The organism is Leifsonia sp. 71-9 (genome assembly GCF_001898805.1).
In the GTDB taxonomy this organism is placed as follows: Bacteria; Actinomycetota; Actinomycetes; order Actinomycetales; family Microbacteriaceae; genus Leifsonia.
In genome coordinates this window covers 1-14752 of the sequence record NZ_MKVJ01000002.1, presented here as the reverse complement: position 1 = coordinate 14752, position 14752 = coordinate 1, and the positions used below count along the sequence as shown (strand labels likewise).

Here is a 14752-nt window from a genome sequence, read left to right as displayed (position 1 = left end):
GAACGCCGACACACGGCCCGGGGCGCCCGCTACGATCGCCGGATGCGGCTCACCACCCTCGGCGTCTCCAGTCACTATCCCGTGCCGGGCGCGCCGTGCACCGGGATGCTGGTCGAGCACGGCGCCGTCTCCGTCTGGGTCGACGCCGGTCCGGGCACCCTCGCCGAGCTTCAGCGACACCTCGCGCTCGCCGACGTGTCGGCCGTCTGGATCTCGCACGGGCACGCCGACCACGCGGCGGACCTGCTGCCCACCTTCTACGCGTACCGGTACGGCCACGTGGGCGCTCCCGCGGCCGTCACCGTCCTGGCGCCGGAGGAGGTGCGCGGGAGGCTGACCGGGTTCCTCGGCCCGGCCTCCGGTCCCGAGCTCGACCGGGTCTTCGCCTTCGACGCGCTGGGCGACGGCGGGAGGCGGAGGTTCGGCGGGATGGACCTCCGCTGGGCGGCCGTGCGGCACGACGTCCCCGCGTTCGCGCTGCGGGTGGAGGCGGGCGGAGCGTCCCTCGTCTACACCGGCGACTCCGCTCCGTGCGCCGCCCTCGACCAGCTCGCGCGCGGCTGCGATCTGCTGGTGAGCGAGGCCGGGACCGACCGGCGCGAGCCCGGCGAGCCTCCCGTGCACCTCACTCCGGAGGAGGCCGGAGAGCTGGCCCAGCGGTCCGGGGCGCGGCGCCTGCTGCTGACGCACCTCGCGCTGGGGCTCGACGCCGCGGAGGCCGTGCGCCGCGCGTCCGCGCGCTTCGACGGCCCGGTGGAGGCCGCGGTCGTGTCGGGGTCGCCGATGTCGGTGGTCCTTCCTACAGTGGACACATGAGCACCCTCATGCCGCAGCTCCTCGCCACCTGGACCTGGCGTCTGGAGCGCGTGCGCAGCGGGCGCACCATCCTGAGCCGCTCGCAGGCGTCCACCGCCCGGTCCGACCTCGTCAACGACCGCGCAGCCCAGCCGGAGGCCTACGCCGACTACGACGAGGAGTACACCGCCGCGCTCGACGCGCTGCAGGTGCTCGCCCAGCAGCAGAACCGCCGCGACGACCTGCTCTCCGTGCTCTCGACGGAGCGTCGCCGCCGCGAGGGCGACGACGCGCCGATCGCGTCGACCGACCGCGGCCGGGTCTCCCTCGCGGCCGAGCACGACCGTGTCCCCTCCGGCCTGCCCGAGATGCTCGACCAGTGGGTGCACCGGCTCATCCGCTACCGCAACGGCGCCAAGATCATCGACCCGGTCGAGGCCGCGCGGGCCGAGATCCGCCTCCGCAATGAGGCCGACCTGCACCCGGGCGCGTACCGCAACTCCACCGCCAGCCCGTACTACGGCCGGGTGATGCGCGAACTCGGCGAGATCTCCACCAGTGAGCGCCCGGGCGTGCACCTGGGCGGACGCGGGCTGCACCGCGGCATCCCGAGCGACAGCATCCGGTGACGCGGAGGCGTTCCCCCGCCCGGCTCGTGACGACCCTGGCGGGGATGGCGCTCGCCGCCGTGCTCGCGCTCTGCGGCTACGCGGTGGTGTCCGGCGGAGGGGCAGGAGGCGCGGATGGCGCGGGCGCGCTCGACCCGGAGGCGACCCCGTCTGCGGGCGCGACCAGCGAGGACCTGCCTCCCGCGGCGGGTGCACGGGATGCCGGCGTCCCGACGGCGGCGGAGGCCCGCGCCCTGCTCACCGCCCTGCCCGTCAAGGGCAGCGCGCCGAAGACCGGCTACGACCGCGTCGCACGGTTCGGCGAGGCGTGGCTGGACGTCGACGGCAACGGCTGCGGCACCCGCGACGACATCCTCGCCCGCGACCTCGCCGATGTCGTGCGCCGGGGCAGCTGCACGGTGCTCTCAGGCACGCTCGACGATCCCTACACCGGCACCCGGATCGCGTTCGAGCGCGGTGCCGATACCTCGGCGCGGGTGCAGATCGACCACGTCGTGGCGCTGATGGATGCGTGGCGCACGGGCGCGCAGACGCTCACCCAGGAGGACCGCGTGCGGCTCGCCAACGACCCGCTCAACCTCATCGCCGTCGACGGCCCGACCAACCAGCAGAAGGGGGCGGGGGACGCCGCCACCTGGCTGCCACCCGCGAAGGCCTACCGCTGCACCTACGCGGCGCGGCAGGTCGCGGTGAAGTCGGCCTACGGCCTCTGGGTCGTGCCCGCCGAGCGGGCGGCGCTCGACCGCATCCTCGCGGCCTGCTGAGTGCGCGGTTCCATGCGGGCGGGATGTGACTTTTCGGGGATGCGCCTGGCCCGGCCGATCGTCTAGCTTCGTCTCATGACCGATGCGCCTCGTGCCCGCGGGCGCTGGAGCCCCGCCGCCGTCCTGCTCCTGCTGGGGCTCGGTGCGGCGTTGGTGATCGGGGGCGCGGTGCGCGCACTCGTGGTGAAGTCGTCCATCGACCACCCGTCGACGTTCACCGACACCATGCCCACGCTTCCGGTCCACCAGTACACGCAGTTCACCCAGCGCGTGCTCGCACCGGACTACGCCGGCCTCTGGATCGGGATCGCCGTCGCCGTCATCGGTGCGGCCGTCGTCGCCGTCGGGATCGTGGTCGCGCGGCGCGGGTCGCTGCTCCATCCCGAGCACTAGCATCGAGCCATGCTGAGCCCTGTCGAGGCCGCGGCGCTCCTCGGAGTGAGCCCGTCCGCCGCCTCCCCCGACGTCGAGAGCGCCTACCTCGCACGGCTGAACGCCGTGCCCGACGCCGATGTCGAGACCCGTGACCGCCTCACCGCCGCCCGCGATGCGCTGGTCGCGGCCTCGCGGTGGCAGGCTCCGGGCGTGCCCGGAGCGCCGCTGGGCCAGCAGGCGGCGCCCGCGACGCAGCCGCACTCTCCGCAGGGGCAGTCGTACCCGCAGCAGGGGCAGTCCTATCCGCAGCAGGCCGCGCCGCCTCACGGACAGCCGCATCCGCAGCAGCCGCCGTACCCGCAGCAGCCGCCGTACCCGCAGCAACATCCGTACGCGCAGCCGCAGCCGCTGTACCCACAGCAGCACCCCTACCCGCAGCCCTCGTACCCCGCGACCCCGCATCCCGGCTACGCACCGCAGCCGTACCCCGCCTACGCACCCCTGCGCCGCGGTCCCTCCACCGGGGCGATCATCGGCTGGGTGCTCGGCGGTTTCGCGGTGCTGCTCGTCGTGGTGCTGGTGGCGGTCGTCGCGATCGTGGGCTCCGTCCGGTCGCAGGATCCGTACACGGACGCCGGTGGCGGCTACAGCGACCCGGCCTCGGGGTCGTACGTCGTCGACGGCGTGCAGGTCGAGTACGACGGCGAGGACTGGGACTTCACGCTCACCTCGCCGCGCGACTGCCCGGCCGCCAGCGTGACCGTCGGCTTCAGCGATGAGGAGAGTGGACCCGCCCAGGAGCACTTCACCGACACGGTCGCGCTCGAGGCGGGACAGCCGCACGTCTACTCGGTGCCCTACGAGGCGTCGGACATGCAGTACGCGAGCATCGACGCCATCGACTGCGGCACCTGAGACGGCCGACGCGTCGGCAGCGGATCGGCCGTAAGGATCTCGTAAGAATTTTTCACAAATTACTGAAAAGCGTAGAGTCCCGCGCATGGACACAGTGATTGAGGCCTCCGGCCTCGAGAAGCGGTTCGGGCGCGTGCGCGCCCTCGACGGGCTGGACCTCTCCGTCGCCGCGGGAGAGGTGCACGGCTTCCTCGGCCCGAACGGCGCGGGCAAGTCGACCACCATCCGCATCCTGCTCGGCCTCGCCCGCTCGTCGGGCGGCAGCGCGACCGTGTTCGGACGCGACCCCTGGACGGACGCGGTGGACCTCCACCGCCGCATCGCGTACGTGCCGGGCGACGTGAACCTCTGGCCGAACCTCTCCGGCGGGGAGGCCATCGATCTGCTCTCCCGGCTGCGCGGAGGCTCGGCCGATCGGGCCGCCTACGCCGAGCGCAAGAAGCGGCTGATCGACGTCTTCCAGCTCGATCCGACCAAGAAGGGGCGCGCCTACTCCAAGGGCAACCGGCAGAAGGTCGCCCTGGTCGCGGCGTTCGCCACCCCCGCCGACCTCTACATCCTCGACGAGCCGACCAGCGGTCTCGACCCGCTGATGGAGGCGACGTTCGACGCCGAGATCGCGCGCATCGCCCGGGAGGGCGCGACCGTGCTGCTCTCGAGCCACATCCTCTCCGAGGTCGAGCAGCTCTGCGACCGCGTCAGCATCATCCGCGCGGGTAAGACGGTCGAGACCGGAACGCTCGGCCAGCTGCGGCACCTGACGCGCACCGAGGTCTCGTTCGCGGCCGACGGCGTCGCGGAGGCGGCGCTGGCGAGCATCCCGGACGCGCACGACCTGCGGGTCCAGAACGGTCGCGTGACCTTCACGGCCGACAGTGACGCGCTCCCGCCGGTGCTCACCGCCCTGGCCGCACTGGATGCGAAGAGCCTGACGGTCGCGCCGCCGTCGCTGGAGGAGCTGTTCCTCCGGCACTACGACGCCGAGGAGGCGACGCCGCGATGAGCGCCACCACCGCGACCGGCCGCCCGGCCGGTCATCACGCCGCCGCCTCGCCCGCCCGTTCCGGTGGTGCGGGAGGAACGCTGGGCGCGCTGCTCCGCCAGCGTCTGCGCCGCGACCGCTGGCAGCTGGTCATCTGGCTCGTCAGCATCGCGGTCCTGGCCCTGTTCTCGGCGGCGGCCATCAAGCAGACCTACGGGGACGAGGCCAGCCGCGCCGAGCTCCTGCGCCTCGCGATCGCCAACCCGACCGTGCTGCTGCTGCGCGGCCTGCCCGACGGCACCGGGCTCGCCGCGGTCACCTTCTTCGAGATCTTCACCTTCCTCGCCCTGCTCGCCGGTCTGATGAGCACGTTCCTCGCCGTGCGGCACTCGCGCGCGGAGGAGGAGTCGGGCCGCGCCGAGCTCGTCGGCTCGACGCCGGCCGGGCGTCTGCTGCCCACGGTCGCGACCGTCGTGCACGGCGTGCTCGCGAACGTCGCCCTCGCCCTCGTGACCGCTCTGGGATTCATCGCGGCGGGGCTGCCGGCGGGCGGATCCCTCGCGGCGGGCGCGGCCGTCGGCGGCGTCGGGATCGCCTTCGTCGCGGTCGGTCTGCTGCTCGCGCAGATCATGAGCACCTCCCGCGGCGCCAACGGGTTCGCCGCCGCCCTCGTCGTGGTCGCGTACGTGCTGCGCGGCATCGGCGACGCGACGGGTCGGACGACGGGCGACGGCACCCACATGGTGACGGGCTGGATCAGCTGGCTGAGCCCGATCGGCTGGGGCGAGCAGTTCTCGCCGTACTCGGGCGCGGACTGGTGGCCGCTGCTGCTGCAGCTCGGCTTCGCCGCGGTGCTGATCGCCGTGACCTTCTGGATCCAGACCGTGCGCGACTCCGGCGCCGGCGTCATCCCGGAGCGCGCGGGCCGACGGGATGCGCTGCCCACCCTGCGCGGTCCCCTCGGTCTCGCCTGGCGGCTGCAGTGGCCCACCATCCTCGGCTGGACGATCGGCGGCGCCGCGACCGGTGCGCTGGCGGGCGCCCTCGGCAGCGTGGTCAGCAGCTCGATCGCGAACGACCCGAACCTCTCCGACATCCGCTCCGCCATCGGCCGGATCGGCGCGGGCGGCAGCGGTCCGCTCACGCAGCTCTTCATCGCGGCGATCTTCTCGATCGTCGGCGTGCTCGCGGCGGCGTGCGCCGTGCAGGCCGTCATCCGGCTGCGGCAGGAGGAGGCGGCGGGAACCGCGGAGGTCATGCTCACGACGCCCGTGTCGCGGGTCCGCTGGCTCTTCGGATTCGTCGTCGTCGGCATCGTCGCGGTGCTGCTCGTGCTCGTCGCGGCGGCGCTCGCGTCGGGGCTCTCGGCAGTCGCGGCGGGGGAGGACGCGGCCCGTATCGGCGACTCGTTCGTCGCGGCGTCGGCGCAGCTCCCGGTCGCGCTCGTCTACCTCGGGGTCCTCACGCTCGTCTTCGTGCTCCTGCCGAGCTGGACCGTCGCGGTCGGCTGGGCGACGCTCGGCCTCGGCGCCTTCATCGGCATCTTCGGCGGCCTGATCGACCTGCCCGACCCGATCCGTCACCTCTCGCCGTTCGCCGACGTCCCGGTCGTCGTCGGCCACGTGGACTGGACCGGGGGATACTGGATGCTCGGCATCGCGGTCGTCGCCCTGGCCGCTGCGGCGGCGCTCATCCGCCGCCGAGACGTCGCGATCGGATAGGGAGCAGGCATGGCGAAGGACCCGATCGCGCTCGGCGATGTGCGGGAGCACTCGTCGGCGATCCTCACCGCGGCCGGCTTCCCCAAGATGCCGGCCCGCGTGCTGATGGCGCTCACGGTCACCGAGCAGCCGGGCCTCACCGCCGCCGAGCTCGCAGAGACCCTCTCCGCGAGCGCCGCCGCGATCTCGGGCGCCGTCCGCTACCTCCAGACGCTCGGCATCATCCGCCGCGTCTCGCAGTCCACCAGCCGCCGCGACCGCTACGAGCTGCCGTCCGACTGGTACGCGCTCATGGTCCGCAACAGCCCGATCTACGCCGCCCTCGCCGACCAGGCCGACCTCGGCCTCGCCGCCGTCGGCGACCCGGACTCGCCGGCCACCGAGCGTCTGCGCGACATGGCGGGCTTCTACCGCTTCCTCCAGAGCCGCCTGCCCGAGATGATCGCCGAGTGGGAGAGCCTGCGGGCCGGTTCCGCCCCACGCTGATCCGCCTCCACAGCCCCGGGCCGTTCGTCGGCGAGACTGGGCGTGGAGCATCACCAGGCTCCGAGCACCACCGCACCACCGCACCGCACGCACCACGCACCACACGCACCGCCAGGGGGACCCATGCGCTTCACCACGCCCACGCAGAAGGCGATCGTCATCGCCGTCCTGGTCGCGGTCGACATCGTGCTCGTCCTCCTCTTCGACGCGCTGCACTCGGAGGTCGGGTCCGTCATCCTGACCGTGCTGCAGGTGCTCGGCTGGTATCTCGCCACCCGGATGTTCCGGGGTCCCGGGGAGTCGCCGGAGGTTGCACGGCCCTGGTGGCGGATGACGAACCGGTGGCTGCTGTCGGCCGTGCTCGGCGCCGTCTACGCGGTGTCGGCGCTGGCGAACGCGGTGTTCTCGGTCGCCGGTTACGGGAGCCTCTCCGGCTGGGTGTCGATCCTCGCGCAGGCCGGGCTCGCGGCGCTCTTCCTCACCTCGGCCAGCCGGTTGCGCGCCCTGGCCCGCGTCCCGGCCTGAGCCGTAGGCTGGGGGCATGACGCTCGCCTCCGGTATCGCCTCCGACGAACTCGACCCCACGATCCGCCCGCAGGACGACCTGTTCCGCCACGTGAACGGCAAGTGGATCGCCCGCACCGAGATCCCCGACGACAAGGCCCGCTGGGGCTCGTTCATGGTCCTCGCCGAGCAGTCGGAGGCGGCGGTGCGCGAGATCATCGAAGCCGCGCAGACGGCGCCTGAGGGCACCGAGGAGCGCAAGTTCGGCGACCTGTTCGCGAGCTTCATGGACGAGGAGCGCGTGGACGCGCTCGGCATCCGCCCGATCGAGGCGCAGCTCGCCCTCGCGAGCGACGTGAGCTCGGTCACCGAGCTGCTGCAGACCCTCGGCAAGCTGGAGCGCCACGGCGTCGGCGGCTTCTACCAGCTGTTCGTCGACAACGACCCGGGCGACCCCGAGCGCTACCTGGTGTTCGCCGAGCAGGGCGGCATCTCGCTGCCCGACGAGTCCTACTTCCGCGAGGAGCGCTTCGCCCCCATCCGCGAGGCGTTCGTCGCGCACATCCAGCGCCTGTTCGAGCTGGCCGGGCTGGAGGGCGCCCCGGAGCGCGCGCAGCGCGTCTTCGACCTCGAGACCGAGATCGCGGCCCAGCACTGGGACAACGTGACCTCCCGCGACTCCGAGAAGACCTACAACCTCTACAGCTGGGCCGACGCCGACGCGCTGTTCTCGGGAGGCGCCGGCGACCCCGCGGCGAGCCTCGACGTGTGGGCCACCGCCCTGGGCGCTCCGGAGGGTGCGCTCGCCGAGGTCGTGCTGCGTCAGCCGTCGTTCACCTCCGGCCTCGCCGGTCTGCTCACCGAGTCCCGCCTGGACGCGTGGAAGGACTGGCTCGCGTGGCAGATCATCCACGGTGCGGCCCCGTACCTCCCGGGCGACTTCGTCGACGCGAACTTCGACTTCTACGGCCGCACCCTCACCGGCACGCCGCAGATGCGGGCCCGCTGGAAGCGCGGCGTCTCGCTGGTGGAGGGCGCGATGGGGGAGGCCGTCGGCCGCATCTACGTCGAGAAGCACTTCCCGCCCGCCGCGAAGCACGCGATGGACGCCCTGGTCGCGAACCTCATCGAGGCCTACCGGCAGAGCATCCGCACCCTCGAATGGATGGGCGAGGACACCCGCGACCGCGCCCTCGACAAGCTCGAGAAGTTCACGCCCAAGATCGGCTACCCGGTGAAGTGGCGCGACTACTCGGCCCTGCAGATCGACCCGACGGACCTCGTCGGCAACGTGCGCGCCGCCGCGCTGTTCGAGTTCGACCGCGAGCTGGGCAAGATCGGCAAGCCGCTGGACCGCGACGAGTGGTTCATGACCCCGCAGACGATCAACGCGTACTACAACCCCGGCTTCAACGAGATCGTCTTCCCTGCCGCCATCCTGCAGTACCCGTTCTTCGACGCGGGCCGGGATGCGGCCGCCAACTACGGCGCGATCGGCGCGGTCATCGGGCACGAGATCGGTCACGGCTTCGACGACCAGGGCTCGAAGTTCGACGGCGACGGCCGGCTCCAGGACTGGTGGACGGCCGCCGACCGCGCCGCGTTCGAGAAGCGCACGGCCAGCCTGATCGAGCAGTACAACGCGCTCGCCCCCGAGCAGGTGCCCGACCACCACGTGAACGGCGCGCTCACCATCGGCGAGAACATCGGCGACCTGGGCGGCCTCGGCATCGCCTGGAAGGCGTACCTGCTGTCGCTCGACGGCCAGGAGCCTCCGGTGGTCGACGGGCTCACCGGCGCCGAGCGGTTCTTCCTCTCCTGGGCGCAGGCGTGGCAGCAGAAGGGCCGGGACGCCGAGGTGATCCGCCTGCTCGCGATCGACCCGCACTCGCCCAACGAGTTCCGGTGCAACCAGATCGTGCGCAACATCGACGCGTTCTACGACACGTTCGGCGTCACGGAGGGCGATGCGCTCTGGCTCGACCCGGAGTCCCGCGTCACGATCTGGTGAGGTGCGCCGCGTGCGTCGCGATCGGCGACGCACGTGGCCCCCGATCGGGGTAGCATCGACCCCACGCGTGTTCGGGGGGACCGCGCGCACCCGAAGAACGCTCGCAGGAGAGACCCGAACCACGTGACGATGCAGACCCAGGAGTCCGAGCGCCGCCGGCGCCATGCCACGGCCCGCCGTGCCCGCCACCGCGGGCCGGCCGCACCGGACGACGCCTTCGCGCGCAGCTTCAACAGCCTGGGCCAGCTCGCCCTCCAGGGCGTGCAGGTCTCGGCCCGTGCGACGGATCTCAGCACGGGGGCCGTGCTCTTCTCGGTCGACGACCACGTCGTCATGCCGACGGCGAGCATCGGCAAGGTGCTCCTGCTCGTGGAGGTGGCGGCGCGCCTGGAGTCGGGCCAGCTCAGCCCGCTCGTGCAGCTCGACCGTCTGCCGAAGGACGCCGCCGGCGATTCCGGCATCTGGCAGCACCTCCAGGTCCCAGCCCTGCCGGTCGCCGATCTCGCGGCCCTCGTCGGCGCCTCCAGCGACAACCTCGCCACGAACGTGCTCCTGCGCCGCGTGGGTCTGGAGGCCGTCAGCGCCCGCACCGAGGCGCTCGGCCTCACCCGCACGGGCCTGCTCGACCTCGCCCGCGACCACCGCGGACCGGACGACGCCCCGCAGCTCTCCGTCGGCAGCGCCAACGAGCTCACCTGGCTGTTCTCGGCGCTCGCGCGCGGGGAGGTCGTGGATGCGGCCACCAGCCAGCGCGTCATCTCCTGGCTCTCCCTGAACAGCGACTTCTCGCTGGTCTCGAGCGCGTTCGGGCTCGACCCGCACTCGCACCGCCACGCGGAGCACGGCATCCTGCTCGTCAACAAGACCGGCATCGACGCCGGGGTGCGCAGCGAGGTCGGCGTGCTGCGTGGCCCGAACGCCGGTGTGACCTACGCGGTCTCGACCTACTTCGACGACACCGAGCTGCCCGAGCGCCTCGCGGTCATCGAAGGCATGCGCACGGTCGGCATCGACCTGCTGGAGTACGTGTTCTGAGCACCGCCGTGGCGGCTCAGCGTGCCGCCACGAACGCGTCCTCGGCCGCGTAGTCGAACCACCGGTCGGCCTCCGCCCGCTTCGCGAGCCCCGGGAACGCCGCGGTCCAGTCCTCCTGGCGCAGCTCCGCCGCCTTCACCTCGCGCACAGCCCAGTCGACGGCGGCCGCGACGGCCTCCTCGTAGTGCACCTGCTGGCGGTAGCCGACCTCGACCGCGGCGCCGGCCATGCTGAGGAGCAGGGGATGCCCGACGGTCCAGGGCGTGCTGCCGACCCCGTCCACGGGCGGGCCGGGGAAGGCGACGACCTCCAGGTCGCGGTCGAGCGCGCGGTAGACGGCTCCGGCGATGTCCGCGACGCTGAGGTCGTCCGTGTCGACGGCGTTCAGGACGCGCTTGCCCGGCTGGTCGGCGCACAGAGCCACCAGTTCGGCGATGTTGACGGTCGAGGAGGTGCTGAACCGGTTGGCGCCGTCGTCGGAGAGCACGACGCGGTCGCGGCCGTCGAGCGCGCGCTTGATGAAGTACCACTCCCGCAGCGCGGGGCTGAACGGCCCGTACACGGCGCCGGGGCGCAGGATGCTGACCGGCAGGTCGTCGACGGCGAGCAGGGTGCGCTCCAGCGCGGCCTTGAGGGGCGAGTAGGTGCGCTCGGCGTTGTCGACCGTGGGGTCGGTCTCGCGCAGCGGCACGGGATAGTCGGGGAAGTCGTCGGGGCCGGTCACGATGTCGAGGTAGCCGCCGTCGCGGCCGGTGTAGACCGACCCGGTGGAGATCACGACGAGCGAGCCCACCTCCCCGGCGAGCCGGGCGAGCTGCTCGCCGTGACGGGGCTCGTACGCCACCGTGTCGAGCACGAGGTCGTGGCCGCGCGCCCGCTCGATGAGCGCGTCGGTGTCGTCGCGGTCGAGCCGGATGCTGGTGACGTCCAGCTCCGACAGCTCGGTGTCGCCGTGGTGCTCGCCCCGGTGCGCGACGAGGACGGACCAGCCGTCCGCCGCGAGCCGCCTGGCGACGGCGGAGCCGATCTGCCCGGTGCCGCCGATGAGCATGGCCGTGCGCGTGGTGTCCGACATGGCCCCACCGTACGCCGGGACCGGGGAAGGGGCGGCGGTGTCTGCCGTCAGCGAAGAAGGGTGCGCGCCAGCGCCACGTACTCGCGTGCGTTGGCGTCGGGCAGGTACGCCTTGCCGATGGCGCTGCCGATCGCCGGCAGGGCCAGCGGGTCCGCGTACGTCATGTAGATGGTCTCGTACGTCGGGTTGAACTTGCTCTTGAACTTGAACAGCGACGCGAAGCCGTACGCGGGCTCCAGCGTCTTCGCGAGAAAGCCGAGGAGCCGGTCCATGGTGTCGGGCTCTCCGGGCTCCTCACCGGGCGCCACCGGCTTGCTGGCGAGGGGTGCGCCCGACAGGCTCAGCACCTCCACGCCCTCCTCCCTCATGCGCAGGGCGGCCGACGCGATGATGAACTCCATGATGCCCGGGATGCTGCCGTCGGCCCGGCGCATGAAGTCGATCGTGTAGGCGACCACCCGGCCGTCGCGCCAGCTGGGCATCCAGCTGGTGACCGCCTGGAGTGCTCCGGACGGGTCGAACGCGAGGTAGAGCTGCACGTCCGGATCCTTGAGCTCGGCCATCCCGCCGAGGGTGAAGCCCATCTCGGGCAGCTCCTTCTCGGCCACCCACTGCTCGCTGATCGCGGCGATCTGGGTCTGGTAGAGCGGGGGCAGGTCGTCCCAGGTGGACCACACCGTCGTGATGCCCTCCTTGAGACCGCGGTTGTGGGCCTGGCGCACCTTCTGCCACGGCTTGCCCTGCATGTCGAAGGTCTGCGGGTGCATGAGCGTCTCCTCGCCCACGGAGACGGACTGCCAGCCCAGCGACTCGAAGACCGGCAGGTACTCCCCGTGGACGCTGTAGAAGACCGGCGTCCAGCCGTTCGCGTCGCAGAACCCGATGAACTCGATGATCGTGCGCTCGGCCCGCTCCGGCCGGCACACCGGGTCGGAGAGGGTGATGGCGATGCCGTTGATCACCCGGTAGGCGACCGCGGCGTCGTTCTCCTCGCTGAACCAGTAGACGTTGCCCGGCCAGGTGCCCATGAAGCCGAGCGTGCCGCCTCCGCCCGCCCGCAGCAGCTCGCGGAAGTGCAGCTCGTCGCCGACGGTGCGCCCGGTCGACGTGGCGCGGTAGAGCCGCAGCGTGGCGAGCACGAAGATCAGCCAGAACACCGGACCGACCCACTGGTAGAGCACGATGACGATCGGCGTGGTGGGCACGATGACCTGCCCGAGCACCGACTCGAAACCGGACGGCACGAACCGCCGGAGGGTGGAGGCGAAGACGTCGCCGATCGTCGCGTCCGGCACGAACTCGACCAGGGAGGCCAGCGCGGCGACGAGGTACGCCACGCCCAGCAGCACGAACGAGGAGACCGCGAGCAGCGTGAACCGCACCACGGCCTCCCGGGGTGCACGGATCTGGAACTGCCGGCGGGTGAGCAGCAGCAGGATGATCGAGGCCAGCGGCACCACGACGACGGCCAGCAGCCAGGCGAGCGCCTCGATCGCGGGGGCGAGGGCGTCGATGCCGTCCACGTCGATGCGCAGGTCGCCGTCGGGGAGGGCCGTGAAGGGCAGGACCATCATCCCGGCGTTCACCACGATGCCCAGGATGAGCGCGAAGTGCCGCCCGCGGCGCAGGCCGATCGCGGTCACCAGCAGCAGGACCAGGGGCAGCAGCGTCAGCAGCAGCGGGCCGAGCCCCTGCACCGAGACGACCGCGAGCTCCAGCCGGCAGTTCGAGGTGTAGACCTGGTCGCACTGCTGCAGCACGCTCGCGGTGTCCAGCTGCTGGTGCTGGAACAGGGTGGCGATGAACGAGAACGGTCCCAGGCCGCCGGGCGGCAGCAGCGCCACCAGCGGTCCGAGGGCCGTGATCGCGACGATCGCCGCGACGAGGTTGCGGGTCTCGCCGTGCGAGCTGCGCCGGATGCGCTGGATGCGGCCGCCGCGCAGGAGCGCGCCCAGAGCGAGGCCGAGGAGGGCGGCGAAGAGCCGGTACACGTTGTTCTGGTCGCCGTTGTAGAGCACGAAGGCCAGGAGGGTCGCGAACGTCAGGAGGCGGATGCGCCGGCGCCAGAGCGCCGAGGCGAAGGCGCTCGCCGTGATCAGGGCGCCGACGATGCCGATGGTCGGGTCGAGGGTGAAGTCGTACTCGGTGGCCGAGGCCCACAGCTCGCCGATGCTCGCGGCGGCCCACTGCCCCACGACGCCGATCGTGATCCCGAGCACTCCGGTCGCGACGAAGGCGATCGACGCGCGCAGCGTGCCGAGCAGCCGCTCGGCGACCGCCATCAGGGTGAGCGCCAGGAGCACGCCCACGACCAGTTGCACGGCGTTCTCCGGTATGAACAGCGCCGTCAGCGGCGTCCACCAGAACCCGCCCTGGATGGTCGTCGTCACCCCGGCCGCCCAGACCAGGGCCGTCCCGCTCTCGGTCGCGGGGCTCCACATCGTCGCCGTCACGACGGAGGTGGCGATGACGACGAGCGCCAGCACGATGCTCGCCGGGGCCACGCGGGCGAACCGGCCGAGCGCGACCCAGAAGGCGGCCGGAGGTCTGCGCCCGCGTCCCGGCTGCGGGTCCGCCGGGTCGGCGTCCGCGCGTCGCTCGTTCGCGGTGGGTGCGCTGCTCATGCTCGGTTCCGGTCGTCGGCGGGGAGGTCCGTGCGGATCTCTGAAGACGAGTATGGCCCGGGGACGCGCGCCCACCTACCCGACAGGCGCGGCGGAGCGTGTCGCCGCGGGACGCCTCAGAACTCGCGCAGGCGCTCGGCGAGGTAGCGGTCGAGGCCCTCCAGCGGGATGCGCTCCTGCTTCATCGTGTCGCGGTCGCGCACGGTCACGGCGTCGTCCTCGAGGGAGTCGAAGTCGACCGTCACCGCGAGCGGCGTGCCGATCTCGTCCTGGCGGCGGTAGCGGCGGCCGATCGCGCCCGAGTCGTCGAAGTCGACGTTGCGGCGCTGGCGGAGCCGGTCGGCCAGGGAGCGGGCGAGCGGCGACAGGGCCTCGTTGCGCGAGAGCGGCAGCACGGCGACCTTGACCGGCGCGAGGCGCGGGTCGAGGTGCAGCACGGTGCGCTTGTCGGTGCCGCCCTTGGCGTTCGGCACCTCCTCCTCGTCGTACGCGTCGACCAGGAAGGCCATCAGCGCGCGCGTGAGGCCGAAGGACGGCTCGATCACGAACGGCACGTAGCGCTCGTTCTTGTTCTGGTCGAAGTAGCTGAGGTCCTTGCCGGAGTTCTCGATGTGGGTCTTGAGGTCGTAGTCGGTGCGGTTGGCGACGCCCATGAGCTCGCCCCACTCGCTGCCCGCGAACTGGAACTTGTACTCGATGTCGATGGTGCGCTTCGAGTAGTGCGCGAGCTTGTCCTTCGGGTGCTCGAGCCGGCGGATGTTGGCCGGGTCGATTCCGAGGTCGACGAACCAGTCCCAGCAGAGGTCGATCCAGGTCTGGAACCACTCCTCGTCGGT

At 72.2% G+C, this 14752-nt stretch carries 14 protein-coding genes; 11 read left to right on the top strand and 3 right to left on the bottom strand.

The features are described 5' to 3' along the window. Nucleotides 1–42 precede the first annotated feature (42 nt). The 11 genes from BGO91_RS01770 to BGO91_RS01720 all read left to right on the top strand — a co-directional run bounded on the left by BGO91_RS01770 (nt 43) and on the right by BGO91_RS01720 (nt 10217). Complete coding sequence (locus BGO91_RS01770) at nt 43–816, top strand: MBL fold metallo-hydrolase (RefSeq protein WP_290471163.1); 774 nt, start codon at nt 43–45, stop codon at nt 814–816. Beyond that, nucleotides 813–1424, top strand: a complete 612-nt coding sequence (locus tag BGO91_RS01765) for a hypothetical protein (RefSeq protein WP_290471162.1) — start codon at nt 813–815, stop codon at nt 1422–1424. The genes BGO91_RS01770 and BGO91_RS01765 overlap by 4 nt, the downstream gene beginning before the upstream one ends. Continuing rightward, a complete protein-coding gene (locus tag BGO91_RS01760) occupies nt 1421–2188 on the top strand; it encodes an HNH endonuclease family protein (protein WP_290471161.1) in 768 nt (255 codons plus the stop codon). Before BGO91_RS01765 ends, BGO91_RS01760 begins: the two co-directional genes overlap by 4 nt. A gap of 75 nt (nt 2189–2263) precedes the next feature. Next, entirely contained in the window at nt 2264–2581 is a 318-nt protein-coding gene (locus BGO91_RS01755) for a hypothetical protein (protein ID WP_290471160.1), read from the top strand. Between the two features lie 9 nt (nt 2582–2590). Beyond that, nucleotides 2591–3478 carry a hypothetical protein gene (locus tag BGO91_RS01750; protein WP_290471159.1) on the top strand — a complete coding sequence of 296 codons (888 nt, stop codon included), beginning with the start codon at nt 2591–2593 and terminating at the stop codon, nt 3476–3478. 85 nt (nt 3479–3563) lie between these two features. Further along, a complete protein-coding gene (locus BGO91_RS01745; protein WP_290471158.1) occupies nt 3564–4481 on the top strand; it encodes an ABC transporter ATP-binding protein in 918 nt (305 codons plus the stop codon). Further along, nucleotides 4478–6181 (top strand): ABC transporter permease subunit, encoded by a 1704-nt coding sequence (locus BGO91_RS01740; protein WP_290471157.1) that lies wholly within the window; start codon nt 4478–4480, stop codon nt 6179–6181. Before BGO91_RS01745 ends, BGO91_RS01740 begins: the two co-directional genes overlap by 4 nt. A 9-nt stretch (nt 6182–6190) precedes the next feature. Further along, nucleotides 6191–6667 (top strand): MarR family transcriptional regulator, encoded by a 477-nt coding sequence (locus BGO91_RS01735; protein ID WP_290471156.1) that lies wholly within the window; start codon nt 6191–6193, stop codon nt 6665–6667. 123 nt (nt 6668–6790) lie between these two features. Then, on the top strand, nt 6791–7192 hold the full coding sequence (locus tag BGO91_RS01730) for a hypothetical protein (protein ID WP_290471155.1): 402 nt from the start codon (nt 6791–6793) through the stop codon (nt 7190–7192). Nucleotides 7193–7208: 16 nt separating this feature from the next. Then, complete coding sequence (locus tag BGO91_RS01725; protein ID WP_290471154.1) at nt 7209–9182, top strand: M13-type metalloendopeptidase; 1974 nt, start codon at nt 7209–7211, stop codon at nt 9180–9182. Between the two features lie 129 nt (nt 9183–9311). Next, the gene (locus tag BGO91_RS01720) at nt 9312–10217 is read left to right on the top strand and encodes a serine hydrolase (RefSeq protein ID WP_290471322.1); all 906 of its coding nucleotides are present in this window, start codon (nt 9312–9314) and stop codon (nt 10215–10217) included. A gap of 16 nt (nt 10218–10233) precedes the next feature. Here BGO91_RS01720 and BGO91_RS01715 read toward each other — a convergent pair whose 3' ends face one another. The 3 genes from BGO91_RS01715 to BGO91_RS01705 form a co-directional block, all read right to left on the bottom strand. After that, nucleotides 10234–11292: an NAD-dependent epimerase/dehydratase family protein gene (locus tag BGO91_RS01715; protein ID WP_290471153.1), complete on the bottom strand. Its 1059-nt coding sequence runs from the start codon at nt 11290–11292 to the stop codon at nt 10234–10236. Between the two features lie 47 nt (nt 11293–11339). After that, nucleotides 11340–13916 carry a bifunctional lysylphosphatidylglycerol flippase/synthetase MprF gene (locus tag BGO91_RS01710; protein ID WP_021757986.1) on the bottom strand — a complete coding sequence of 859 codons (2577 nt, stop codon included), beginning with the start codon at nt 13914–13916 and terminating at the stop codon, nt 11340–11342. A 116-nt stretch (nt 13917–14032) separates the two neighbouring features. Beyond that, on the bottom strand, nt 14033–14752 hold a 720-nt coding region (locus tag BGO91_RS01705), incomplete at its 5' end, for a glycine--tRNA ligase (protein ID WP_290471152.1).